The following is a 26507-nucleotide window of genomic DNA, read 5'->3' on the forward strand; positions in this document are numbered from 1 at the left end:
TGCTGCTTGCAAGTAGAGTGAATCATCATGATGAGACGTAAGCAATTCATTCAACAAATAACAGTGGCAAACATCGCAAAAAAAGTAAAATCTGCTGAATCTGGTGAAGATGGTTTCACAATTATTGAGTCTTTAATAGCCTTGTTGATTGTTGCTATTTTAATGACTGCGATCGCACCTGCACTGGTCATATCATTTGCTACTCGTGTTCAAGCAAGACGTGTTGAACTAGCCAGCCAATCAGCCAGAGCCTACATTGATGGGATTAAGGCTGGCTCAATTAATGTTCCTAACCAAGTAGTTTTGTTGAATGAAGTTAATTCAACTAACAAGACTTTTAACTCACAACGGGGTACATTCTCTGGAGTAGCAGCGCCTAGTTCAACTTGGACTGCCTGCACCAGTCCTACAAATGGCTACTGTCAAAATGGCTCCGCTCCAACTACAACCACAACTAGTTTGTACTGCATAGATCGAGATGGGGGTGGTTGTACGAGTACTAGTACTAGGGATTTTGTCATTCAAGCCTTTCGGAGTACCACAGCTACTACTCTTAGTGTTGCCAATGATGATGCTACCAAAGGATACCTCTTAGGCGTGCGGGTTTACAGGGCAGATGCCTTTACTGGTACTGGTAGCTTAAAAACAATGAAAGCCAATAATTCCAAAGCGAGAACTTTTACTGGTGGTTTAGGCGATCGTCAAACACCATTAATTGAAATTGTGACAGAAGTTGCATCTCAGCAAACAAAATTTGACGATTATTGCTCTCGTTTTGGAGGTTGTCAGTAAATCAGCTATGAATAACGGCTTAATCATTCAGGAGAAAACTGCCAAATGAAAAATTTCCTCAGATTTCTTCTCAAAATTCAGCTGCAAAAATCTCAGCATTTGCAGTCACAAAAAGGTTTTACACTAGTTGAGTTATTGGTAGCCTTGATTCTGGCATTTCTTGTCATCACACCTTTGCTGGGATTCATGATTGATGTGATGAATACAGACCGCAAAGAGCAGGCAAAATCTACCTCAGAACAAGAAGTACAGGCAGCATTAGCATATATTGCCCAAGACATGGAACAAGCAGTATATATCTATGATGCTGATGGAATATATGGGAAAACCACAACAGTCAACGGAGAAACCATAACGATAAATGGAATTTTAGGACAATTACCCAGTGGAACAGCTTCAAACCCCGATAAAGTACCTGTACTTGTTTTTTGGAAGCGCTACTTTTTAAATAGAGACCAAACTGTCCAAATTTCTAGCACTAGTACTGGTAGAGCAGCTTGCTTATATAAGCTTCCTGATAATACTACTTGTAATGAACAAGATTATATGCTGTATTCTTTAGTAGCTTATTACCTAGTTAAAGATAATAGTGCTACCTGGAATTCTACTACTACCCGTATTGAGAGGTGGGAAATTCGGGATGGAATTCGGGATGTTACTGGTTCTTTCAGTCGTTCAGAGACTATCAATAGTACTACAAAAACCGTGAAATATCGGTTGTTACCAAGCACTGGTTTTATGCCATTTGATCTCTCTTTAGAAGGAGACTTAAAGAGAAAGTTAGGTAACTGGAGAAAACATTCAGCCAGTTACGATTTAAACGTTAATAAGTTAACTACGTTAGTTGATTATATTGACCAAAGTACAAGCGGAACACCAACTCTAGCAGTTTGTAATACAGCAGCAGGTGAGCAACAAGTTCCAGACTATACAAAAACTAGCGTTCCTACAACCTTTAGAACAGGAAGTTTCTATGCTTGCGTAAATTCGGGTAAGTACATAGCAAGAGTATATATGAGAGGTAATGCTCTAGCCCGAATTCAAACTGGCGCTCAATATAGTTCTCAGCAATCTGCTTATTTTCCAACTGCAAATATTCAGATTAAAGGTCGTGGCTTCCTTGGTATTGAGTAAACTGGAGCATAATTATGAAAAAATTAATAGTTTGTAAATCAGGACAAAAGTCTGCAAAAAGTAGAGTTATTGACTCTTCCAAACAATTGAGAATCACTAAGCATTGCGCTTATAAATATAGTTCTCAAGCAAATGCTGGATTTTCTTTAGTAGAAGTCATAGCAGTAACTCTTATGGTTGGTATTTTAGCGACGATCGCCATCCCATCTTGGAATGCTTTTATTAACAGACAAAGAGTAGGTAAGGCTAATGATGCTGTTTTAGCAGTGTTACAAAAAGCACAACAAGAAGCTAAAAATAAAAAACTCAAATATAGTGTCAGTTTGAAAAACAGTAATAACCTACCAGAACTAGCCTTTCACCCTGATTCTGACACTCCTGACTTTTCTAAAGATAAAACCTTCAGTGATTTAGGCTTAAAAACAGGGCAAATATCGATAGGAAGTAATCTGAATAATCCAAATCAGGGTACTAGTACTGTGAGCGCAATTACTACAACAGTTAAAGAAATTACATTTGATAACAATGGTACTTTACCTGTAGACGCTACAGTACCCATCAAAATAGTAGTTGCATCTAGCCCTAGCAACATAACACAGACTAATGGACTAAAACGATGCGTGATTATAGAAACACTTCTTGGTGGAATCCGCAGCGCTAGGGATAGTGCTTGTAATTAAATCAAAACCTATACGAAAGAAAATGTCTATTGAATTTACTGTGGCGATACCCACTTATAATGGAGCCAACCGTTTGCCGGAGTTGTTGGAGAAACTATACAACCAGGTTAATACAGAAAACTTTCAATGGGAAATTATTGTTGTCGATAATAATAGCACCGACAATACAGCAAAAATTGTCCAAAACTATCAAGAAATTTGGCAAAAATCTCATTCTTTAAGATATTGTTTTGAATCGAAACAGGGTGCTGCTTTCGCCAGGAAACTTGCTGTTCAAGAAGCTAAAGGTAAATTCATCGGTTTTTTAGATGATGATAACTATCCCAATTTGAATTGGGTAGCTACAGCGTATAGTTTTGGTAACAATTATCCAAATGCTGGGGCTTATGCTAGTCAAATACATCCTTTATGGGAAATAGAACCACCAGAAAATTTTCAGCGTATTGCTGCTTTTCTAGCAATTACAGAACGAGGTAATTTACCTTTACTATATGAACCCGCAAAAAAATTGCTTCCACCATCAGCAGGGCTTGTTGTCCGGCGACAAGCTTGGTTAGAAAGTGTCCCGAATAATTTTATTTTGACTGGGAGAACTTCTGAAAGTATGGTAACAGGTGAAGATTTAGAAATGTTAGCTTATCTGCAAAAATTTGGCTGGGAGATTTGGTATAACCCAGAAATGGAAATTTACCACAAAATCAGCGCTTCTCGATTAACAAGAGATTATTTAATTCCTTTCTTTCGAGGGATTGGATTTAGTCGTTGTGTTACACGAATGATTAATGTTAAACCCTGGGCAAGGCCAGTGGCATTATTAGCTTATATGTTAAACGATATCCGAAAAATCATATTGCATTTACTTAAATACCAAACAAAAATCAAAACTGATTTGGTAACAGCTTGTGAAATGCAACTATTTTTAAGCAGCCTTATCAGTCCTTTTTATCTTTGGAAGAAAGGCTATTTTAATAAATAAGCTAAGTAGAAAAAAAAGAATAAAATTGCCTGCTTCGCTCGCTAACTTTTTGGGTGCATGAAATTTTGAATAAGAATATAGTGCATTTTTTATTTATATCTCATACTAAAAATTACAAGTGCGAATCTATTAGTGGATTTACACTACCAGAAATATTAGTAACTGTTATCATTATTGGTTTATTAGTTGCTGTGGCAATACCACAGTGGTTGACTTTTATTGATATTCAGCGTCTTAATGCCGCTCAAGATGAAATTTATCGGGCTATGCGGCAAGCTCAAAGTCAAGCTGCTAAAGAAAAATCAAATTGGCAAGCTAGTTTTAGTCAACAAAATGGAATTGTCAAATGGGCAGTTCATCCTTCTAATGTAAATTCCTCGGAAACTAACTGGAATAATTTAGATAGGAACGTGCAACTGTATGAAACTGAGACAACTTTGCAACAGTCTAACGGAATAAGTCAAGTTCAGTTTGATCACCGAGGTCATGTTAAAGTACTGGGGCAGATAACGCTATCTAGTAAATATGCTGTAAAAGTTAAGCGTTGTGTGTATGTTTCTACACTATTAGGGGCAATGCGTAAAGGTACGGAACATTCTACAGTTAACGACAGTGGTAAATATTGCTATTAAGATATTTTAGTCGATAAAAATTAAGGTTATTGCGTGCTGAAATTATCAAAAGTTCAAAAACAGCACTTAATTATTTTTACGCGTTATCCAGAAGCAGGAAAGACTAAAACTCGCCTAATACCAGCTTTGGGTAGTGTTGGTGCTGCTAATCTGCAACAGCAAATGACTGAATACACTTTGTTACAAGCCCAGGAATTACAAAAAGCTATTGGTATTTCTGTAGAAGTGCGATTTACTGGTGGGAATTTGCAATTAATGCAAGATTGGTTAGGTTGGGAACTACTTTATGAATCACAAGGCGAAGGTGATTTAGGTTCACGGATGGAGCGATCGCTGTTTGATGCTTTCCAAAAGAGTGCGGAATATGGGATTATCATTGGCACCGATTGCCCTGGACTGACTTCCCAAATTTTGGCAACAGCTTTCCAAGAATTACAAACTGTTGACTTGGTACTTGGGCCAGCTATTGATGGAGGTTATTACTTAATTGGTGTGCGTCGCTTCATCCCAGAATTATTCGCTAACATCGATTGGGGAACTTCTCAGGTATTACAACAAACTGTTGCTATTGCCGAAAAACTTGGTGTCTCGCATACCTACTTACCTGCATTGGGTGATGTTGACCGACCAGAGGATCTGTTCATTTGGGAGAAAATTGTTCAGCAGTCAGACTGGCTGAGAGATTCATAGATTGCTGAAAATAAACGTTGTTTTTTTACTCATATCAGCCAATCTCGTATCTTCAAACACCAAGTATTTTCTGAAGACACACAGGTTAACTAGTGCTACCGTGGTGTAGTTTCAAACCTACAGGTAATAACTAGTATTACATTTGCCTTTTCTATATAAGAAATAGTTTTATTGAACAGGCAGAGTTACAGGAACAATATTCCAGTAACTTTAAATAGGACAATCACGCTGATTCACTATAAGTTTGGAGAATATGACTAATCGTTTTACTTCCGGGAACGCAGCCCTCGGCCTCAAAGTAATTGGGGCAGTTTTAATTTTGTCCTTTTTGCTGGACTTTTTAATTTTATTGCTACCCTTTCAACCAACCGATCGCGGCTGGCAAATTAATTTAGCAACAGCCCTAGTTGACCGAGGTATTGTGCCTATGGTGGGTTTAGGTTCCCTGTTGATTGGCTATTGGATTGATGGTGCTAGTGAAGGTGGCTCTAAAGGTATCGACTTAAGATTCCCAGCTTTTATACTATCTAGTGTTCTGGGGTTAATCTTCTTGTTGATTTTCCCATTACACCTGAATAATGTAAATCAAGCCAAAACCCAAACAATCACTCAAATTACTCAAGAAGCAGATCAGGCAGAAAAACAACTAGACACCCAGTTAAATCAATTTCAGGCGCAACTCAATACAGATCAAGGGAAAGCTCAATTAGAACAACTCCGCGCTCAAGCCAGAGCGCAGTTCGCTGATTTGCTAAAAGACGAGCAAAAATATAAACAAGCGCTGGCAAATCCTCAATTGCCGCAATCACAGAAAGACTTACTCCAGAAGTTTAAAGCTAATCCTCAAGAACTGGACAAATTTATTGCCCAACAAACCGATCCTCAAGGACTGGCAAATCAAAGAAAAGCGCAAATTCGTCAGCGTAAGGAAGATGCGGAAAAACAAGCAAGAGACAACGCTTGGAAATCTGGCTTGCGGATTAGCATGAGCAGTCTGTTGTTGTCTATTGGGTACATTATTATCGGCTGGACAGGATTAAGAAGTGGTGGCGCTTTACAAACTGGTGGACGTAAAGCTGCTGCAAGGTAAAGCAAGGATGAAGTTTGAAGGCTGAAGGATGAAATTTCCTACTTCACACTTCATACTTCATGCTTTTTAGTAATTAACAGTTAGTAAAATCGCTATAAAATCTGCACATGTTCTCAATTTACATACTGACATATAACGAAGAACTAGATATTGCACCTTGTATCGAGTCGGCAATGCTATCCGATGACATTATAGTTGTGGACTCGTGCAGTAGCGATCGCACTGTGGAAATCGCTAGTCGCTATCCCATTCGCGTTGTCCAGCACGCCTTTGAAAGCCACGGTCGTCAACGCACTTGGATGCTAGAGTCTATACCTCCAAAATACGAGTGGGTTTATATTCTGGAAGCTGACGAGCGTATGACACCAGAACTATTCGCTGAATGCACTCAAGCGATGCAAAATCCAAACTACATTGGTTACTACGTCGCCGAACGAGTGATGTTCATGAATCGTTGGATTCGCTATAGCACCCAATATCCCCGTTATCAAATGCGTCTTTTCCGCCACGGTAAAGTCTGGTTTACAGACTACGGTCACACAGAACGGGAAGTTTGCGAAGGTGCTACTAGCTTTTTAAAGGAAACTTACCCACATTACACTTGTGGTAAAGGTTTGAGTCGTTGGATTGAAAAACACAATCGTTATTCTACAGATGAAGCTCAAGAGACACTACATCAACTAGAAAATGGCAAAGTTGAATGGCGCGATTTATTTTTTGGCAAAACTGAAGTAGAAAGACGGCGTGCTTTAAAAGACTTATCTTTGCGTTTACCAGCTAGACCTTTTTTACGCTTTTTATATATGTATTTTCTTTTAGGTGGCTGCTTAGACGGTCGAGCTGGAATGGCTTGGTGTACATTACAGGCTTTTTATGAATACTTAATTTTACTGAAAGTTTGGGAAATGAGATATCTACCTACACCTACCTTAGAAGAAACATTATCTCACAGTGAGAATAGTAAAGTTGTCGCTACACAAATTGCTGGAGAAGGATAAAAAACCAGGATTTATCCTCGAAGGTTAGTTGGCAAGATTAGGTGTAAAGTATTCAAAACCCTTACACCTAATCTTGCCAAACTTTTGATAGTTCTCAGCTAGTAATTTTATTAAAATTTATAACAAAAGTTTTTCAGAAAAATATCCTTGACTCCCTGGTTAGTTCTAAACTAGTTAAAAGCACGTTTTTATTTGTTATACCTAGCTTTCGGAATCATCGGCAGATTTTGGTTTGGCGCGGTAGGATCAGTAATAATTAAAATATTTGCAACAATCATTTACAAGCTGTACAAAGAAAAGTAACATCCTCGCAGATGGAAAAACTTCAGTAGTTAGGAGTATATTTTAATACATATATCTAACTAGCGAAAAATAAATTCTTTTTTTGTAGTCACAGCCTATTATCAAAGTAACAGGCATTTAGCGATCGCTTTCTCAAATGTAATCCGGTCAAAAATGTCGTCAGTAAAGGCTTCCCAAGCTGATCATCTGCTGGTATTAATTCCTATCATCAGAGTTTTACTAGCCTAAAAAAGGAGAACCGAAGTTTGGTAATCGATCGCCTCAAGCAGGATTTTAAAAATGACCTGATAGCTGGATTGTTAGTAGTTATCCCCCTAGCAACCACCATCTGGCTAACAATCACGATCGCCAATTGGGTAATCGACTTTCTTACCCAAGTTCCCAAACAACTCAATCCCTTTGATGGACTACACCCAATTTTAGTAAATATACTGAATTTAGCAGTGGGTTTAGCAGTACCGCTGTTAAGTATTTTGTTAATTGGGTTAATGGCTCGAAATATTGCTGGGCGTTGGTTACTGGATTTTGGTGAGCGAGTGTTACAGGCGATTCCTTTAGCGGGACAAGTATATAAAACCCTGAAGCAGCTTTTAGAAACTCTGCTCAAAGACTCTAATGGCAAGTTTCGCCGTGTAGTTTTACTAGAATATCCCAAACAGGGAATTTGGGCGATCGCTTTTGTCACAGGTACTATGGGTGCTGAAATCCAAGCCAAGATGTCCCGCCCAATGTTGAGTGTTTTCATCCCAACTACACCTAACCCCACCACAGGATGGTATGCCGTAGTTCCAGAGGAAGATGTTATTAACCTGTCAATGTCGATTGAAGATGCTTTTAAAGTAATCGTCTCTGGTGGGATTGTGGCACCGAATACTCCATTACCGCCCTTAGTTCTGGGTAAAGAACCAAATGTAGAAGTTGCAGCCAGAGAATTAAAGCGTTCAGTAATTTCCGTCGAGGAAATATAAAATTTATCCGGCAAAGGCACAAGTAAATAGATATTATGAATGTCTGGCTTTGTCTAAATTGATTAATTATTAACCTTAATTTTGTGCGTAGGCACACACTTCTATGCAAGACCGCAAACCTCAACAAATTGCTCGTGAACTGGCGCTGTTAAGTCTCAGCCAGCTACCAGTTAACCCCAAAAAATTAACCGAGGAACATCTGCCCAAATTGGTATTAGCCACTGTGCGAACCCTGAGAGCAGAAGTTCAAGATACTTTAGATAACGCTGCTGCTGAATTGCAACGCAGTAACGATCGCCTCTTAACCAGTCAAACTCGTGCTTCAGACATGAATACTGCACGGACTATGCTGCAAGAAGCGATTACTTACACCCAAACTGCCATTAACCAACTTGGTGCAGCAGTTGAGTTTCCAGAATTAATTCAACTCGCAAATCAAGATAGAGAAGTTGGCAGATATGCCATTCAAATTGTCAAAATAGTCAATGAACATCGTATCTTGATCGATGAACAAATATCCGCCGCTTTGGTAGATTGGCAAGTCAATCGCCTAGCTCAAATTGACCGCGATATTCTCCGCATCGCTGTAGCAGAAATGGGATTTTTAAACCTGCCTGACAGCGTGGCGATTAACGAAGCTGTGGTGTTAGCCAAACGCTACAGCGGAGATGAAGGTCATCGATTTATCAATGGAGTTCTGCGGCGATTCACCGAACAAAAAAAATTGTCCAGTGTTTTATCCTAACTGTGTAACCATTATGAATGCTAAGTTGTGAGTTGAAGGTGTGGAGAAGTCAGTTGCTTGCGGGGAAATTACCCCCTACCAGTAACCAGACATTGAGACGTGAGGATATCCCGGAGGTTTTCACCATAGGGAAGAGTAACAAATTCAATTAAACTCATAACTTACTAACTCATAACTCCTAACTTACATAACAACTCATACCGTTAGCGGCAATGGCTTTTAATTGGTTTCGTCGTCAATATAACGATTCTTCTGATACCCCTTCTGAAACCCAACAGGCGGAAAATACTCCAGCACCTGTAACCCAACCAGAGGCAACCGAAACATCCGATGCCAACCCAACAACTGCACCAGAATCGGCAGCAGATTTGTTGGCGTTTGCGAAAGCTGCTTATAAAAATATTCAGCAAAAACAACAATCGGAAACTGAAGAAACTGCCCCAACATCATCAGCAACACCGGAAACGGTAGCCGCAGTTACGGAAGAAGTAGTGACTCCTGTCCCAGAACCTGTGGCAATTATAGAAGCTCAACAACTAGAAGCAACTGTGGAGGAAGTACCTCTAACAGAGGCAGAAATTCCACTTAATGCTGAAGAACCGACATCTATAGAAACACAGCCAACCGAGACCGCTGCACTGTCTTTTTTAGAACGAGCAGCAGCAGAACGGCAAGCCAAGCAAGAGCGATTGATAGCCAGTGCCATTGAAGTCCCAGAGCCGGAATTGGCTCAACCAGCCACTGTTAGTGAAGCAACGGACACAGAAATACCAGATCTGCTATTTGATGAAGGATTTGTCTGGTCAGCGGAATTATTGGCAGCTCAAGGTAGACGAGCCGAAGACATTTCAATTGAAGAGATAACTTGGCTGAAAAAGTTACGGCAAGGATTAGACAAAACCCGACGTAGCATTCTCAATCAACTCAAAGCAATTGTCGGACAAGGGCCACTTAACCAAGCGGCGGTAACAGAAATTGAATCTGTACTTTTACAAGCCGATGTAGGCGTAGAAGCCACAGATTATATTATCAGTGCCTTACAGAAAAAACTGCGGGAAGAAGTTACGCCACCAGAAGAAGCGATCGCTTACTTAAAACAACTTCTGCGGGATATGTTAGATGAGCCAATTCGTAAATCAGACAAACCCAGCTTTGCCCCAGAAAAAGATAACTTGAATATTTGGTTAATTACTGGTGTCAATGGCGCGGGTAAAACCACAACTATCGGCAAAATTGCTCACCTAGCCCAAAAATCTGGCTATAGATGCTTGATTGGAGCCGCAGATACTTTCCGTGCAGCGGCTGTGGAACAGGTGAAAGTTTGGGGAACCAGAAGCGGCGTAGAAGTAATTGCCAACCCCGGTAAAAATACAGACCCCGCAGCCGTGGTATTTGATGCGATCGCCGCAGCCCAAGCCCGCGAGACAGAATTATTATTAGTTGATACTGCTGGGCGATTACAAAATAAAAAGAACTTAATGGATGAATTGAGCAAAGTGAGGCGGATTATCGACAAAAAAGCCCCGAATGCCAAAATCGAATCCTTATTGGTTTTAGATGCTACCCTTGGTCAAAATGGCTTGCGTCAAGCAGAAATATTTTCCCAAGCAGCCCAACTCAGTGGTGTAGTTTTAACTAAATTGGATGGTACAGCCAAGGGCGGTGTAGCGCTGGCTGTAGTGCAGCAGTTAGGTTTGCCCATTCGTTTTATTGGTGCAGGCGAAGGAATTGAAGACTTACGTCCATTTTCTAGCTACGAGTTTGTCGAGGCTCTATTGAGTGGCTAAAATCATAGCCTACACTGACAGCAGCGTGCAGTGTAGGTTTTTTTAACTAGGACAGAACTTAAACATGAGTTACGGAATCAAGAGCCATAGAGATGCAGAAGTTACAGATAGATGTTTTTCGTAACTCCTAAATAGGGTAAAACCCTGATAAACTAGGCTTTCCGCCTCTTACTAGTCAGTATATACCTCATACTAACGATAATTATTTACATTCACCTACTTGCGTGTAAAGATTGCACTCTTGGCAATAATCTTGTAAACCTAATTGATAATTGCTATAAATACTGGAAAAAATAAAAACTAAGACTAATTAGTTGGTGAATAGGCAAAGGCGTGTTATCCTCATAGCCCAAGCATGGTTATCGAACTTAGGAGCATATCTGAAGTGACTTTCCTTAAAAATTCATGAATATTCTCTGGAGATAAATTAGAAGTTATAAAATTGCCCAAAGGACAAAGAAAAATTCAAGTTTTAACTGAAAAATTTAAGTTACCGTTTAATTCCTTATCTGACTATTTATCCGAGACAATAAAAAATCGGAAAATTCGGAAAAATTAATTAGTTAATTAATTTTATGTTTCATGATGTATGATTTGCTAATTAAGTTCTCTGATCATGAAAAGCTTCCGCATAAAGGAGGTAATTACTGATTTATACTAATCAGCTTTTCCGTAAAAATACATGAAATTTCTGTATCTGTATTTAGTTAGAAATAAAATCAGCAAATGCCATACTTTTTTCTAGCTAGACCCTACGTCTTTCTACTCTTGCTAAATTGAGGCATCTTGTCTCAATATGATTTAGCAATATTTTGCCAAAGTAAAGTTATTAAGTAATCTACAATCAACTAATCTTAATTGGATAGTATCTGTGCCTGTGTCTCAAGTGCCTTTTCAACCTACTGATGGTAATAATAGTGCCGCGACCGATGTCACACCAGTCGTGGCACTGAAAGAACTTGTCGCCAGGTTGCACCGAGAACAAAATAAAATTCAAGATTTGCTGAGTTCTTTAGGATTTGCCCTCAGAAGCTTCAATAATTTGAATCAGTTTTTGGAACTGATTCCTTTAATGGCCACCAGAGTGACAGATGCCGATGGTAGTGCCTTATTTCTCTACAAACCTAACGGTCAAGTTAGATTAGAGCAACTACACTGGCAGGATAGTCGCCAGCGCAAAAATATCCGCAAAGCCTTAGAAACAGCCAGCAGTCAAATTACATTGCTGCCCAATAGTACCCCTCTAGCCAGTTCCACGGGTATCTTAGATGATCAGATGCACCGCTATTTGGGGCCAGATGTCCAAATATTTGGCACGGCAATTTTAGTTAAGCATACAGAACGAGGCTGGCTCTACGTCTTAAGCCGTGACCCAGAGTATAGTTGGACAGAAACCAGACAAAAGCTAGTACGGCTGGTTGCAGACCAAACAGCCGTAGCGATCGAAAATGATGAACTAGCGGTAGAACTGAGAAAAAAAGAACGCCTAGACCAAGAATTAGAAATTGGGGCAGAAATTCAACGAAGACTCTTACCTCGTCAATGCCCAAATATTCCTGGTGTATCCCTAGCAGCACGTTGTAAACCTGCTAATCGAGTGGGTGGCGATTATTACGACTTTATTCCGACCAATCATAATCAGTTGCAATTAATTAGCAGAGTCTCTCCCGAAACTAGCCGTTGGGGTTTTGTGATTGGAGATGTGATGGGGAAAGGTGTCCCCGCAGGCTTAATTATGACAATGATGCGGGGGATGCTGAGAGGCGAGGTGTTGCATGGCAATTCCCCATCAGGGATTTTGCAAAATTTGAATCGAGTCATGTATGCGGATTTGGAAAATTCCCACCGCTTTGTGACGCTATTTTATTCTGAGTACAATCCGACCTCTCGGATTTTGTCTTACAGTAACGCTGCACACAATCCTCCCTTGTGGTGGCACGCAGCGACAAAAACAGTTAGCCGTTTAGATACTCTAGGGATGCTGATTGGTTTGGATGCGAACAGCCAATATGAAGACGACCAGGCTCAATTAGAACCTGGAGATACAGTAATTTATTATACAGATGGCTTGACTGATGCGGCGGCCGCTAGTGGCGATCGCTTTGATGAAGAAAATTTTGTAGCAGCTTTTAGCGCCGCTTGTCGCTATTGCAACGGGCCAGAAGAAATTGTAGAGTACTTATTTGACCAAGTTCAGCAATTCATCGGTGCTGATAGGCAAAATACTGATGATATGACACTTGTGGTTTTGCAGATTGTTTAGTAAACAGTCATTGGTCATTTGTTATTAGTCCTTTGTGAAAAATTCACTGCTGATTTTATAGCCCAACACGGTTCAGTTAAAGCTAAGACTCTTTGTTAAAACCAAATTTCTTTAACGTAGACACGAAGCAGCTTCCCGCAGGGTACCACCAAGTACGCCAAAAACGCAGAGAGAAGAAAGAAATGCTTAACTGAAATGTATTGAGGTAAAACCAGTGCAATAATTTGATATTTGTCAGCATATGTAACTGAATCTCCCCTTGTGATGCCTTATCCGCTGCGCCCCAGTTGGTGGGACAATAAAAACGATACATAATGCTTAACTTTTGTTGCTTCCAACCCAAAGGAATTTTTAACAATGTGGAAACGAATTGCAATTATTTTTTTATTAATTTTGAGCTTCAGCTTGAGTGATCCTGATGTAGCTGCTGCGGCTGGATTTAAAAGCTATGTAGATACTGCTGATGGTTATCAATTTTCATATCCCAACGGCTGGCTACCTGTTAAAGTTGCAAACGGGCCTGATGTAGTTTTCCATGATTTGATCGAAATATCCGAAAATGTCTCAGTGGTGATTAGTCCTGTTTCCGAAGGTAAAACTTTAAAAGAACTGGGCGCTCCCACAGAAGTTGGGTATAAGCTGGGCAAAGCCGCCCTTGCACCTTCAGATTCTGGTCGGACAGCTGAATTAGTGGATGCACGAGAAAAAGAAGACGATGAAGGTAAAATCTACTACGTATTAGAGTATTTAGTAAAATTACCGAATAATCAAGAACGGCATAACATCGCTAGTGTTGCTGTTAGTCGTGGAAAATTGTTTACTTTCAACGCCTCAATTCCTGAAAAACGTTGGGCGAAGGTTAAACGGACTATGGAAAATGTTGTAGATTCTTTCACAGTTTATTAATTAAAAGGCAGTCCCGAAGACAAAAATCACAACTATGAATGAAGTAGAGACTAGATGCTAAAGATGAGTATTTTGACTCAGCACTTTTAAGTCAACAGGTAGAAGGGAAAAGCCAGTGTGTGACAATTGACTTTTGACCATTGACTAATGACAATGAACATTCCGCAATTTATACTCGCTTCAGCTTCTCCGGCCCGTCGTCGCTTGCTGCAAACTGTTGGCATTGAACCAATAGTTAAACCGAGTGATTTTGATGAGTCACAAATTCAACTTAGTGAACCTGCTGAGTTAGTGCAAGTTCTGGCTCAACGTAAAGCAGAAGCCATCGCACCCCAGTTTGCATCAGCCTTAATTATGGGTTGTGATTCAGTGTTGGCTATTGATGGTGAGATTTATGGTAAACCAGCAGATGCAGCAGAAGCGATCGCTCGTTGGCAATTAATGCAAGGTAATATTGGTGACTTATATACTGGTCATGTATTGATTGACTCATTACAAAACCGGACTTTAGTCAAGTGTCAGATGACAAAGGTTTACTTTGCCAAAATGAGCGATCGCGCCATCCAAGCTTATGTAGCCACAGGCGAACCCCTTAAATGCGCTGGTGCTTTCGCCTTAGAAGGTTTTGGTAGTTTATTTATTGAGCAAATTGTTGGTTGTCACAGCAATGTCATCGGTCTCAGCTTACCTTTGCTCAGGCAGATGTTGGCAGAACTAGGATACGAAGTCACTGATTTTTGGCAATAGTCTTAGTCAAATGACAAACCGAAAAAATTATTAACTGGTCATGTATCGATTTACTTTATAGTAAATAATACATTAATTAGCTTTTAGCTATATTTAAAACTAAACATTGCCAATGTTTAGCAAGGTTTGTGCATGTTTGCAAGTTGAGAATGCTTAAGTTTTTAACTGAGCAAGGAGTTTTTTAAATGTCACTTATCAAGCGTAGTTTAGCTGAATTCATAGGCACATTTTGGCTTGTTTTAGGCGGCTGTGGCAGTGCAGTTTTAGCCGCAGCTTATACAGCAGATGGTGCAAAAATTAGTGAAAGTACCTCTTTTCCATTAGGTATTGGATTAGTAGGTGTATCTCTAGCATTTGGGTTAACTGTCCTGACAGGGGCTTACGCACTCGGTCATATTTCTGGTGGCCATTTTAACCCGGCTGTTTCCTTTGGGCTTTGGGCAGGTAAGCGTTTTCCAGGGTCAGATTTATTAGCTTATATTGTCTCTCAAGTACTAGGCTCCATTCTAGCTGGAGGCGTTATATATTTGATTGCTAGTGGCAAAGCTGGATTTACCCTTACTGGCTCTAACCCACTGGCAACCAATGGCTTTGGTACTCATTCTCCTGGTGGTTACGGTCTGTTTGCTTGCTTCATCACGGAAGTTGTGATGACCTTTATGTTTTTGCTGATTATTCTAGGTGTCACTGATAGACGTGCGCCAAAAGGATTTGCACCCCTAACAATTGGTTTTGCACTTACCTTAATTCACCTAATCAGCATTCCTGTTACTAATACTTCTGTAAATCCGGCTCGCAGTACCGGAGTTGCTATATTTGCTGGTGTAGAACTTTTTTCGCAAGTATGGCTATTTTGGTTAGCACCTATCTTGGGCGCAATTTTGGCAGGATGGTTATACCTAGCAGTCTTTAGTGAATCAACTGTGGAAGAACGACAAAATATTGAAGAGCTAGTTTAGTTGTGTTTCTTCCTCTAAAGAATCTGAGTTTAACTGAAAGCATTCCAGGAAGAGATTAGTATTCGGCGTTAAGCTAAAACTTTTGCTTAATTAGCGATCGCTCTCACTCCACCATGAGATTAAGTATTAAGACTGTCAAGAGGAGCCAGCACTAAAGTGCTGGCTCCTCTTGAATTTTACCAATCATCATTGAGATTATTGTCAGAAAACAATACTTATTACAGCCATTGCTGTTAAAAATTCATAATCGTCTCATAAATTTACATAACTAAGCGTAACAGTTTGCTTTGCTTAATGTTGCGCGATAGAACGAAAGTGACGCGACAGGCTGTAGACTGGCTTTAGATAGCATTTCTAACGAGAGTATGTCATTTACTTCTACTCACTCACTCCGCGAACAACAACATCCCCTCATCCATCAGTTAGCCGATGGTATTGAGGCAGTTTGGCATAGACATTTACAACTATCGCCTTATCATTTACCCGCGGAGTTGGGATATGTGGAAGGTAGACTGGAAGGTGAAAAACTGATAATTGAAAACCGCTGCTATCAATCACCACAGTTTCGCAAAATGCACTTGGAACTGGCAAAGGTGGGAAATATGCTGGATATTCTGCACTGCGTGATGTTTCCGCGCCCAGAATATGACCTACCGATGTTTGGATGTGATTTAGTTGGCGGCAGAGGACAAATTAGTGCAGCGATCGCTGATCTATCTCCTGTCCACTTAGACCGCACTTTGCCAGCATCCTATACAAATCAACTTGCAGCACTCCCAGCCCTGGACTTTTCCCAACCCAGAGAATTACCAGAATGGGGTCATATCTTCTCCGAGTTTTGTATCTTTGTGCGTCCTAGTTCCCCAGAAGAAGAAGCGATCTTTCTGGCACGCGTGCAAGACTTTTTAGAAGTTCATTGTACCCAAGCGATCGCCGCTAGTCCTGTTTCCCCCGAACAAAGCCAGCAAATTCTCGCCGGACAACAAAACTACTGCACCAAGCAGCAGCAAAACGACAAAACCCGCCGCGTCCTCGAAAAAGCCTTTGGTCAAGAATGGGCAGATAATTATATGACCACGGTCTTATTTGACTTGCCAAATTGAGTCAATGGTTATTAGTCATTTGTCAAAAGGCTAAAGGACAAAATTTCACACTTCACACTTTCTTCCCTTCCATCATCTGTAGGTTCTGTTACGTTTTCCCTTAACTGATAAATGTAGAATTCAGTTAACGATAGTTTTGATGGAGTCTAACCATTGCCGTAGCGTCTTTGGCGCAAGTATCCAAATGAGTTAGGAGTTAACAAGCCTAATAATTAGCTGATTACAAGTTTAAGGAAACTGTAATGTTAGGGATGCTCTATTTGAGAAAATTAATTGAAAATTCGTAATTGCTAGTTCATAATTAAGTTTTTGATAAAGATTGAGTCTCCAACTGAACCGGGGTTGCTTTTCAAAGCGGTTGATTCTCTCTAGTTTTTTAATTACGAATTAGTAATTATCTTGATTCTGGCATCTATTGAATAACTAGCTACCAGAAGCATCATGATAAAAAAACTGTGGTGCTAAGTATTCATAAGAATCAAGTTTCTGAGGGTATTTAGTAGGGACAATTTATCACGTCTCTACTATGTCTAAGACTTTTTTATATCCATCAACACATTTTTAAATAAACGGGCAATAACCATGTCAAGGGTGACTGAAAAGCCAAGATCAAGGCAACAAATACTTGATCCAGAACAACCTAAGATTTGGTGGGGCATTGCTGTGGCCTTACCAATAGTAATCGCTGCGGGGTTACTAACTACAGCTAAAGTTGAGCAATTGAAAAAACTTAGCTTATCTGTACCCGTCAAACCAGTGGCTAACAGCATTAGTGCTGTGGGGCGTTTAGAACCGCGAGGTGAAGTGATCAAGCTTTCTGCACCTACCGCGGGATTGCAATCTGCATCACGAGTCAAGCAGCTGTTTGTCCGAGAAGGAGAACGGGTGAGAAAAGGACAAGTGATTGCTATTTTAGATAATCACGAAACTCAGTTAGCCAGTGTAGAAGAAGCAAAAGCCAAATTACTAGAAGCTCGTGCTAATTTAGCGCAAGTTCGGGCTGGTTCACCCAGAGACATTCAAGCGCAACAAGCGGTAATTGCTCGACTACAAGCCCAGTTACGCGGCGAAAAGGATGCTCAACAAACCACTATTACCAGAATTGCAGCGCAGTTGAGTGCCGAAAAACTGGCTCAACAGGCGACAGTCGAGCGCTTAGAAGCCGAATTGCGAGGTCAAGGTGATACCTTAAGAGCTACTTTGACACGCATACAAGCCGAACAGCGTAATGCTCAAGTTGATGCTGGACGTTACGATTTTCTGTACGGACAAGGTGCTATATCTCAGCAAGAAAGGGATAGACGACGATTAAGTGCAGTCACCGCTAAACAACAAGTAGTTGAAAGTCAAGCTACTCTGCGACAAGCAATCGCCACTTTGCGCCAACAAGTTGCAGAAGCTAGAGCTAATCAAGTCAAGACTTTAACAACATTACAACAGCAGTTGATTGAAGCTAGAGTCACCCGTGATCAAACTATAGCCACCTTAGGAAGACAACTTGACGAAGAACGAGCCAGACTCAAGAGACTGATAGAAGTTGATCCAACAAATGTGCAGATAGCGCAAGCACAAGTTAGTAATGCGATCGCCACTGTTAGACAAGCTGATGCAGAATTGAGATTAAGCTACGTCCAAGCACCTACTTCTGGTGAAATTCTTAAAATTTACACCAAGTCAGGCGAAGCTATCAACGTCAACGGTATTGCGGAGATTGGACAAACTGAACAAATGATGGTGATTGCGGAAGTTCCTGAAGACAGTATTAGTAGAGTCCGTATTGGTCAAAGTGTTTCTGTCAGCAGTGATAATGGCGCTTTTGAAGGCGAATTAAAAGGAACAGTGGCGGAAATTGGCAGAAAAGTCGGCAAAAAAGATGTACTCAATACCGATCCAGCGGCTGATATAGATGCCAGAGTGATAGAAGTTAAAATTGCCCTCTCACCAGAAGATAGCAACAAAGTTTCTGGCTTAACCAACGCTAAAGTTCTTGTTGATATTAACAATCAATCAGGTTCTAATTCAGAGAAACAATAAGTAAGTTGGGGAGCATAAATAAAATGCCTAAAACCCCTACAAACAACTAATGAGTAATAACCAATCTAATTACTTTCCTATTTATCTGAAAAATGATTCAAAAAATACCTCTATCTTGGCTACAAATGACGCGAGACAAAACGCGTTTAGCCGTAGCTTTAGCTGGAATTGCTTTTGCTGATATTTTAATGTTTACCCAACTCGGATTCCGAGATGCGCTTTATTACAGCAACGTGCAGTTACACAGTAGTTTAAATGGTGAAATTGTTTTAATTAACCGCCAATCGAATGCTATTTTGTCAATGAAAAGCTTTTCTCAACGGCGGTTGTATAAAGCTTTAGATTTACCAGCAGTACAATCAGTACATCCTATCTATTTAGATTATACTGCTTGGAAAAATCCAGTTACAGGTCGGTCAAGAACTTTACTTGTATTTGGCATTAACCCGGAAGTTAATTTATTTAATTTGGTAGGAGTGCAAGAAAATCTAGATAAATTGAAGCTGCCAGATGTAGTTTTATTTGACCGTTCTTCTCGACAGGAATATGGGCCAATTGCAGATGATTTTGAAAAAGGTAAAAATGTTACAGCAGAGCTAAGAAGACGCAAAATTAAAGTAGTAGGACTATTTACTTTAGGAACATCTTTTGGTGCGGATGGTAACTTAATTACCAGTGATGTTAACTTTTTACGCATCTTTAACACCCGTCAGCAAGGATTAATTGATATTGGAGTAATTAAAGTAAAACCAGGCGCAAATGTAGAAGCTGTAGCTCAAGAATTACGCCAATATTTACCGCAAGATGTGAATGTGTTGACTAAACAAGATTTTATCGATTTTGAACGTCACTATTGGGCAAGTAGCACAGCGATTGGTTTTATTTTCAGCTTAGGGACAATTATGGGTTTTATTGTGGGAACTGTAATTGTTTATCAAATTCTTTACACTGAAGTTTCTGATCATTTATCAGAATATGCAACTTTAAAAGCCATAGGATATACGCAAAAATATTTATTAATTGTGATTTTACAAGAAGCACTTTTATTAGCTTGTTTAGGATATCTTCCTGGTTTATTTTTTACAATTTTGATGTATCAAAAAGCTAAGGAAGCAACCCTTTTACCAATATTTATGACTTTTGGAAGGGCGACTAATGTATTGATATTAACAATAATTATGTGTTTTATTTCTGGCGCGATCGCAGTACGTAAATTACGTTCCGCTGACCCGGCTGACATCTTTTAACTAATTTTGATCAATACAGTAGCGATTAATCAGCTTTTATTATCTATATGGTATATATTTAATGCTTCAACTGTCATCGTAATTGGCAGACAGGCTCTAGATTTACGGAAATAAATTACTACCTTCTAACACAGGATTTATTATGAGACAAGAACCTGTAATTGCTATTAAAGACCTGAATCATTACTATGGTAAAGGTTCACTAAAAAGACAAATTTTATTTGATATTAACCTGGAGATTTATCCGGGAGAAATTGTGATTATGACTGGGCCTTCCGGGTCAGGTAAAACAACATTACTAAGTTTGATTGGTGGTTTAAGGTCTGTCCAAGAAGGTAGTTTAAAATTTTTGGGCGTAGAACTATTTGGTTCGAGTCAAAATCAATTAGTACAAATCCGGCGGAACATTGGCTATATTTTTCAGGCGCACAACTTGCTAGGATTTTTAACTGCAAGGCAAAATGTACAGATGGCCGTGGAGTTGAACGAAAAAGTTGGTCAACATGATGCGATCGCCACAGCCGAAACTATGCTAACTGCTGTTGGCTTAAAGAACCGAGTTAATTACTACCCAGATAATCTTTCTGGTGGACAAAAACAAAGAATAGCGATCGCTCGCGCCTTAGTTAACAATCCGCCATTAGTATTAGCGGACGAACCAACCGCAGCCTTAGATAAACAATCAGGACGTGATGTTGTCGAAATTATGCAGCGTCTTGCTAAAGATCAAGGTACTTCCATTTTGTTGGTGACACACGACAATCGGATTTTAGACATAGCTGATCGCATTGTGGAAATGGAAGATGGTCTTTTAGCTCGTGACTCGCAAAGCGCCGTCATTAGTTACGATGCTGGAGCATGGAGCGAAAAATCATAAAGTCTATAGCAAAAATTTGCCCAAAGACTTAGCGTACCTCTGCGTTTAAAAACCATTTTTCTCAGAAATTGTACCCCAAGCCATCACTATTTGGCACTTGGCACATTTCCTTGGCGGCTAGTCCGAAAAGTTACATTTACACCATCATTGGATTGTTCCAATACCAGTAACGGTGTAGGTTTAGCTTTTTGATCCCAGTGCATACTGGCAATTCGACCTTGAATTGTCGGTTGCCATGTATCCTCATCGTCCATCGGACTCAGATAAGTCTCGATACAGTCAATAATTTGGCTAATTGTGGTAGAAGTAGCTTGCGTGGGTAACTTCATCAGCTTAATTTGAATGCGAAACAACACCCGCTTCGCAATGTTTGGCGGGGTACCACTCTCATATTCGACATCAAAAATTTCATCTACCTGTCGCCCCGCACCATTGGCAATTCCCACCGTTCCTTGTTGAGATTGGTTGGGACGCAAAGCTTGAGAAATTTTATCTTTGATCCTGATTTTAATTTGATTCAGAATGGCAAAATGAAATACTTCTTCAGACATCCGCATCCGCAGATAATCTAGGTTAAAGTCTCGTGAGTTCACCAAATCTGGGTTAGCTTCCATTTTGCGGATAGTTTCTAGCGCCAGTTTAAACTTTTTCTCTAGTTCTCTGGCCCGGAATTTTTCAAATTTGATTTTTTTCTCTAATTTATCCATCTGAATTTTGCCAAATATAATCAAACCAATCACGGCTACAGCCAGCCCTCCAGAGGTAATTAATAAAAAGGGTGGGGCCTGCTGAGGTTCGCTGGCTGGTGGTTTTTGAGTGACTTTTTTTGTTTTTGCTGGTGGAGACTGCGCCAGAAATATAGGATTTAGCATGGTGGCAATAACTGTAATTGTCATTGTTTAGAATGCCCAAATCTTCAATGTCATCTTGCTGTATTATTAGTATTTTTAACAGCTTTTTATAAACTGCGTATATACCGTCGTTAAAATGTATCTTTTAAATCTGAGACCAATATCTGAATCTGCCTCTACTTGCTGGAGTAACATCCGTTTGATTGCAACTGATATGGATGGTACTCTGACCAAGAAAGGTAAATTTTCTACTGCTTTGTTACAAACTTTAGAAGATTTAACGGCATCTGGTATCAAGGTAATAATTGTTACCGGACGTTCTGCTGGCTGGATAAGTGGAATTAGCAGCTTAATGCCAGTTGCAGGTGCGATCGCCGAAAATGGCGGTATATTCTATCTTAATGGTAGTGAGCAGCCCATTGCTTTAACTTCTATTCCTGATTTAAGCTTACATCGCCAACAATTAGCCACGGCTTTTGCCGAATTACAAAGGGAATTTCCTCAAATTCAAGAATCTGCTGACAATTGCTTTCGGCTGACAGATTGGACATTTGATATAGCTGCCTTAACTTTACAGGAATTACAAACTTTAAGTCATCTCTGTCAATCAATGGGCTGGGGATTTACTTACAGTACAGTACAGTGTCATATTAAACCCCAAAGTCAAGATAAGGCTGTGGGTTTATTGCAAGTATTACAAGCATATTGGCCTGAATACTCACCAGAACAAGTTGTGACTGTTGGTGATAGTCCTAATGATGAAAGTTTATTTGCTTGCCATCAGTTTCCCTTCTCTGTGGGGGTAGCTAACGTACTTAAATATGCAAATCAACTGCAATATCAACCCACTTACGTAACGAGTGCAGCTGAAGCCGCAGGATTTTGTGAGTTAGCTAGTTATATTTTAAAATCAACAGTCTCCAGCATCTAAATCAATATAATGAACTATGCGATCGCCATTCAAAGGGAACAGATAACAAGAAAATCCCCATAATGAAAATCAGGGGATTTGTCCGATAATTAATGTCCACACTGGTGAAATACTTTATTGATCTACAGTAGCACTATGCCTACGCTTCTTTCTTTTGATTAAACTACCCAAACCCATCACAGCAGCAATACCTAAAATAGTTGATGGCTCTGGAATTTTGGTAACTGCAAAATCAAGGTTATAGTTCTGTATACCTTGAACAGTTTCCTGAATCCAGAAAGTGTAAGTACCTGCGCCAAGCTTACCACCAGAGAAGCCGACAAAGTTAGCTCCTTGAATTGATGCTGCTACACCCAAATCATCTAAGACATTATCTCCCACTTGTGTTCCAGTTGCTGCACCAATTAAAGCTGCACCCAGTAATGGTGGTGTGTTAGTAGTGATAGTTGTCGGTGCAATACTAGAACCTGTTTGCACGGCTAAAAATCCTTGATTTGCCCCTGTGCCATCTAGCCCAACATAGTTAGCTAAGTTAATTCTACTAAGTTCATAACCAACAGGAATAGTGAAAGTAAAGAAATCTCTGTCAAGATTTGGATTACCAGTGGTTGAGCCAGTAATCTGGTTAGATCCATCTAACAGATTCAATGCTGTTGGGTTTAAGCTGTCACCAGACAATTCGCCGTCAACAGCTTCGTTATATACAAAGCCTGCCGCATAAGCATTAGGAGCAAAAACTAAGATAGCTCCTAGTCCTAGAAATAAGCTTTTCATTTATCTGCCTCTGGTGTATTTGAAGTTAGGTACTTGAGCTAAAAATTTACTTTTCTAGAAAGTATTTTCCTTAAGATATGATGCTTTAAAACTACAAAATTACTCATGAATCTTTGGATTGTTAACTGTTCATAGTAAGCAGTTAACAACCAGCAAAAAAAGATATGTAATTTACGTATGTCTCAGTGCAATAGCTTAAGTCCCAGAGTCATTTTAGAGCAAATTAGTAAAGGTAAATTTAAGGAATTAGTCAAAAATACGGCTATCAAACTTAGTTTTGTAGTTTTTTAGTAAAGACTAACGTTTTAATATTAAAAAATATCAAAACTTATAACTCCTGTTTTATGGGTTTTTGGATTCGTTAGTCTCCTGGGGTTGTGCTGGCTCAGAGACAACAACAACTCGACCGTTTTTTACCACTGTAGAATTTTTAGCAGTAGTCTTGCTATGGTTGGCTGGCTCATCTTGACACTGCTGTTGGTGAGAGATATTTTGTTCCTGTTGTTGACTGAGAAGCACGACACAACTGGAGCAGGAAACTGTAGACATAAGCTTAACTTGAGTTCTATATCTATTATCGCGCTTATTGCTCCAACGTAGACACTTTGGGGCTTGTCGCTAGAAATCGCTTTTGTCCACCAAACTTGCAAAAGACTGAGTTGACCGAAAAATTTGAGATTTTGGATGGGGAATTTTCGATACAAGCCCCACCCCTTCAGGGCGGAGAATTAATCCAAAATACTCGCTGCGCTGCGTTTCCCTAACGCCCATCTAAAATCCGACGCTCGACGACTTGCTAACGCTGCACTATCAAGCTCCACCTTAAAGTGTGGAGCCAATCCAAAATCGTAAATCCAAAATTGGTTGACACTGTACCGTCTGGACGGTAACATAGATTTAGTTTACCAATCTAGCGGCAAACTAATAGTAGAAACCTACATCTAAAACAATCTCGTCGCCAGATAAACTGTCTTCAACAAACAATTTATCTGGTTTCATTATTCACCTCTATGACTTCTAATAAAAAAACAAAATCTGCGTCTGTCACCCGCACAGCATTGTTAGAAGCAGCGGGGCGAGTGATGGTAACATCTGGTTCCAAGGCACTGACGTTGGAAGCGGTCGCCCGTGAAGCCGGTGTTAGCAAAGGTGGATTACTTTACCACTTTCCCAACAAAGAAGCCTTGATTTCTGGAATGTTGCAACAGCTAATTGATGAAAAGACAGTATTACTAGAGCATGAATTAAAGCAAGATGATGCACCCAATACACCAGGACATTGGCTGAGGGCTTATATCCGGTCATATAAAAAATTTGATGCTGACTCGATCGCTATTCATTTCAGTTTTTTAGCTGCGATCGCCGAAAATCCAGAATTACTTGAGCCAGTGCAGAAACACCTAGCTGATTGGCAACAGCAAATCGAAACCAGTGAACTCGATCCAGCAATGGCAACTGTAATTCGTCTAGCACTTGATGGTCTCACCTTCGTCCACATCTTTGGTTTAGGAGTTCCCGATGAATCTTTGCAAAAGCAGGTCATTGAAACTCTACTAAAACTGGCGCAAGAGTAATTAATCATTTCAGATAGTCTGCAAAAATTTTGATTTAGGTACTCTCTTGATCTAGTGTTTGCATCTAGAGATTTTGTCATAGCTGTCTTGATGATATGTAGAGTCAGGCGATCGCTTGATTGCAAACATAGTCTTTTCACAAAAGTTTTCCCACAGTCGATGGTTTGCCAGATATAGCGGTAGTCAGATATTTTAGGACAATTTGAAAGCTTGAATGCCAGGAATAGTAAGACTTTTCCTCCTACCTTCTGCTATGGCAATGAATATCTGGCGCAGTTCAACCTACATTTTTTACACAAGGAGATGTTTATGAATAGCGTTTTACACTTACAAGCAAGCGATTCACAATTCTTCCTCAATCTTGATCATTGGTTGGCTCAAATGCGCCGAGAAGCACCTGTGTTCTACAGTACAGAGCATCAATGTTGGATGGTATTTCGCTATGATGATGTGTCACGGGTGTTAAGCGAATGGAAAAACTTTTCCTCCCAATTGCCACAACTTCACGAACGAGAAGATTTCAGTCAATCTCTAGCTACAACAGATCCACCTAAACATCAATCTCTGCGCTCAATCGTCCAAAAGGTCTTCACCACAAATCAAGTTGAAGCATTAGCCCCGCGGATTACTGAACTTACTTACGAGTTGTTGGGGCAAATGAAGCAACACAAACAAGTCGATTTAGTAAATACTTTCGCTACTCCCTTACCAGTCATTGTAATTGCAGAAATTCTTGGTATACCTGTTGAAGATCGGGAAGACTTCAAACGCTGGTCAGATGGGATTATTGCCGGAAGTCAAACTGCTATTAAAGATATGGCTGATTATTTTCGGCAATTACTCAAAGAACGCCAACAGCATCCCAGCAAAGACTTGATCAGTGACTTAATTGCAGCTTACGCAGAAGGAGAAAAGTTAACAGCACAGGAACTAGTTGATTTTTGTATGATTCTTTTGCTAGCTGGTAATGAAACTACCACTAACTTAATTACCAATACTATTTGGTCTCTGCATGAGTATCCTGATGAAAACCGACGGTTACGAAATGACTTGTCTTTATTACCAACTGCAATTGAAGAAGTACTGCGTTATCACTCCCCGATTACTTACTTACAAAGATATACCAAAGTAGAAACCCAAATTGGAGACCAGATCATTCCTCCAGGAAAACTTGTGTGGGCGTGGATCAGTTCTGCCAACCGAGATGAACTTCAGTTTGAGAATAGCGATCGCTTGATCATTGATCGAGAACCAAATAAACATCTTGCCTTTGGTTATGGTATTCATTTTTGTTTGGGCGCACCTTTAGCTCGACTAGAAGCCAAGATTGCACTTAAGGCTTTGCTAGAAGAATTTCCAAATCTCCAGGTTGACGCAACCCAGCCTCTAAAACCAATTTCCACCCTGTTGGTACATGGTTTAGAAACCTTGAATGTTTTGTTATAG

At 39.9% G+C, this 26507-nt stretch carries 25 protein-coding genes; 22 read left to right on the plus strand and 3 right to left on the minus strand.

Features of this window, described 5'->3' with window-relative positions:
* Positions 1-27: 27 nt before the first annotated feature.
* The 19 genes from hpsB to NOS7107_RS00370 all read left to right on the plus strand — a co-directional run bounded on the left by hpsB (position 28) and on the right by NOS7107_RS00370 (position 20931).
* On the plus strand, positions 28-792 hold the full coding sequence (gene hpsB, locus NOS7107_RS00275) for a hormogonium polysaccharide secretion pseudopilin HpsB (protein WP_015110988.1): 765 nt from the start codon (positions 28-30) through the stop codon (positions 790-792).
* Positions 793-837: 45 nt separating this feature from the next.
* Positions 838-1926 (plus strand): hormogonium polysaccharide secretion pseudopilin HpsC, encoded by a 1089-nt coding sequence (gene hpsC, locus NOS7107_RS00280; protein WP_015110989.1) that lies wholly within the window; start codon positions 838-840, stop codon positions 1924-1926.
* Between the two features lie 14 nt (positions 1927-1940).
* The gene (locus NOS7107_RS00285; RefSeq protein ID WP_015110990.1) at positions 1941-2606 is read left to right on the plus strand and encodes a prepilin-type N-terminal cleavage/methylation domain-containing protein; all 666 of its coding nucleotides are present in this window, start codon (positions 1941-1943) and stop codon (positions 2604-2606) included.
* A gap of 22 nt (positions 2607-2628) precedes the next feature.
* A complete protein-coding gene (gene hpsE / locus NOS7107_RS00290; RefSeq protein WP_015110991.1) occupies positions 2629-3582 on the plus strand; it encodes a hormogonium polysaccharide biosynthesis glycosyltransferase HpsE in 954 nt (317 codons plus the stop codon).
* A 65-nt stretch (positions 3583-3647) separates the two neighbouring features.
* Positions 3648-4214, plus strand: a complete 567-nt coding sequence (locus NOS7107_RS00295; protein WP_253274495.1) for a type II secretion system protein — start codon at positions 3648-3650, stop codon at positions 4212-4214.
* Between the two features lie 33 nt (positions 4215-4247).
* Positions 4248-4904: a TIGR04282 family arsenosugar biosynthesis glycosyltransferase gene (locus NOS7107_RS00300; protein WP_015110993.1), complete on the plus strand. Its 657-nt coding sequence runs from the start codon at positions 4248-4250 to the stop codon at positions 4902-4904.
* Between the two features lie 253 nt (positions 4905-5157).
* On the plus strand, positions 5158-5994 hold the full coding sequence (locus NOS7107_RS00305) for an HpsJ family protein (RefSeq protein ID WP_015110994.1): 837 nt from the start codon (positions 5158-5160) through the stop codon (positions 5992-5994).
* Positions 5995-6101: 107 nt separating this feature from the next.
* Positions 6102-6992: a glycosyltransferase family 2 protein gene (locus NOS7107_RS00310; protein ID WP_015110995.1), complete on the plus strand. Its 891-nt coding sequence runs from the start codon at positions 6102-6104 to the stop codon at positions 6990-6992.
* A gap of 497 nt (positions 6993-7489) precedes the next feature.
* Positions 7490-8263 (plus strand): DUF502 domain-containing protein, encoded by a 774-nt coding sequence (locus NOS7107_RS00315; protein WP_044499492.1) that lies wholly within the window; start codon positions 7490-7492, stop codon positions 8261-8263.
* Positions 8264-8366: 103 nt separating this feature from the next.
* Entirely contained in the window at positions 8367-9008 is a 642-nt protein-coding gene (nusB, locus tag NOS7107_RS00320; RefSeq protein WP_015110997.1) for a transcription antitermination factor NusB, read from the plus strand.
* Between the two features lie 212 nt (positions 9009-9220).
* Complete coding sequence (gene ftsY, locus NOS7107_RS00325) at positions 9221-10795, plus strand: signal recognition particle-docking protein FtsY (RefSeq protein ID WP_015110998.1); 1575 nt, start codon at positions 9221-9223, stop codon at positions 10793-10795.
* An 871-nt stretch (positions 10796-11666) separates the two neighbouring features.
* Positions 11667-13058, plus strand: coding sequence for a PP2C family protein-serine/threonine phosphatase (locus NOS7107_RS00330; protein ID WP_015110999.1), 1392 nt, complete (start codon positions 11667-11669; stop codon positions 13056-13058).
* A gap of 357 nt (positions 13059-13415) precedes the next feature.
* On the plus strand, positions 13416-13964 hold the full coding sequence (gene psbP, locus NOS7107_RS00340) for a photosystem II reaction center PsbP (RefSeq protein ID WP_015111000.1): 549 nt from the start codon (positions 13416-13418) through the stop codon (positions 13962-13964).
* A 153-nt stretch (positions 13965-14117) separates the two neighbouring features.
* Positions 14118-14711 (plus strand): nucleoside triphosphate pyrophosphatase, encoded by a 594-nt coding sequence (locus tag NOS7107_RS00345; RefSeq protein WP_044499497.1) that lies wholly within the window; start codon positions 14118-14120, stop codon positions 14709-14711.
* A gap of 185 nt (positions 14712-14896) precedes the next feature.
* Positions 14897-15670: an aquaporin Z gene (gene aqpZ / locus NOS7107_RS00350; RefSeq protein ID WP_015111002.1), complete on the plus strand. Its 774-nt coding sequence runs from the start codon at positions 14897-14899 to the stop codon at positions 15668-15670.
* A 365-nt stretch (positions 15671-16035) separates the two neighbouring features.
* Entirely contained in the window at positions 16036-16773 is a 738-nt protein-coding gene (locus tag NOS7107_RS00355) for a phycocyanobilin:ferredoxin oxidoreductase (RefSeq protein ID WP_015111003.1), read from the plus strand.
* 582 nt (positions 16774-17355) lie between these two features.
* Positions 17356-18807, plus strand: a complete 1452-nt coding sequence (locus NOS7107_RS00360; RefSeq protein WP_015111004.1) for an HlyD family efflux transporter periplasmic adaptor subunit — start codon at positions 17356-17358, stop codon at positions 18805-18807.
* 92 nt (positions 18808-18899) lie between these two features.
* The gene (gene devC, locus NOS7107_RS00365; RefSeq protein ID WP_015111005.1) at positions 18900-20054 is read left to right on the plus strand and encodes an ABC transporter permease DevC; all 1155 of its coding nucleotides are present in this window, start codon (positions 18900-18902) and stop codon (positions 20052-20054) included.
* A 142-nt stretch (positions 20055-20196) separates the two neighbouring features.
* Complete coding sequence (locus tag NOS7107_RS00370) at positions 20197-20931, plus strand: DevA family ABC transporter ATP-binding protein (RefSeq protein WP_015111006.1); 735 nt, start codon at positions 20197-20199, stop codon at positions 20929-20931.
* An 86-nt stretch (positions 20932-21017) separates the two neighbouring features.
* On the opposite strand, the gene NOS7107_RS00375 is transcribed toward NOS7107_RS00370, so the two are convergent.
* Positions 21018-21803: a hypothetical protein gene (locus NOS7107_RS00375; protein WP_172641473.1), complete on the minus strand. Its 786-nt coding sequence runs from the start codon at positions 21801-21803 to the stop codon at positions 21018-21020.
* Positions 21804-21918: 115 nt separating this feature from the next.
* Between NOS7107_RS00375 and NOS7107_RS00380 the strand changes: the two genes are divergently transcribed.
* Positions 21919-22713, plus strand: a complete 795-nt coding sequence (locus NOS7107_RS00380; RefSeq protein WP_015111008.1) for an HAD family hydrolase — start codon at positions 21919-21921, stop codon at positions 22711-22713.
* 114 nt (positions 22714-22827) lie between these two features.
* On the opposite strand, the gene NOS7107_RS00385 is transcribed toward NOS7107_RS00380, so the two are convergent.
* Together NOS7107_RS00385 and NOS7107_RS00390 are read right to left on the minus strand one after the other, a co-directional pair.
* On the minus strand, positions 22828-23487 hold the full coding sequence (locus tag NOS7107_RS00385; protein ID WP_015111009.1) for a PEP-CTERM sorting domain-containing protein: 660 nt from the start codon (positions 23485-23487) through the stop codon (positions 22828-22830).
* 342 nt (positions 23488-23829) lie between these two features.
* Positions 23830-24036 (minus strand): hypothetical protein, encoded by a 207-nt coding sequence (locus NOS7107_RS00390; protein ID WP_015111010.1) that lies wholly within the window; start codon positions 24034-24036, stop codon positions 23830-23832.
* A gap of 461 nt (positions 24037-24497) precedes the next feature.
* Between NOS7107_RS00390 and NOS7107_RS00395 the strand changes: the two genes are divergently transcribed.
* Positions 24498-25061: a TetR/AcrR family transcriptional regulator gene (locus NOS7107_RS00395; protein WP_015111011.1), complete on the plus strand. Its 564-nt coding sequence runs from the start codon at positions 24498-24500 to the stop codon at positions 25059-25061.
* A gap of 309 nt (positions 25062-25370) precedes the next feature.
* A complete protein-coding gene (locus NOS7107_RS00400; protein WP_015111012.1) occupies positions 25371-26507 on the plus strand; it encodes a cytochrome P450 in 1137 nt (378 codons plus the stop codon).

The sequence above is a fragment of the Nostoc sp. PCC 7107 genome, from assembly GCF_000316625.1.
In the GTDB taxonomy this organism is placed as follows: Bacteria; Cyanobacteriota; Cyanobacteriia; order Cyanobacteriales; family Nostocaceae; genus Nostoc_B.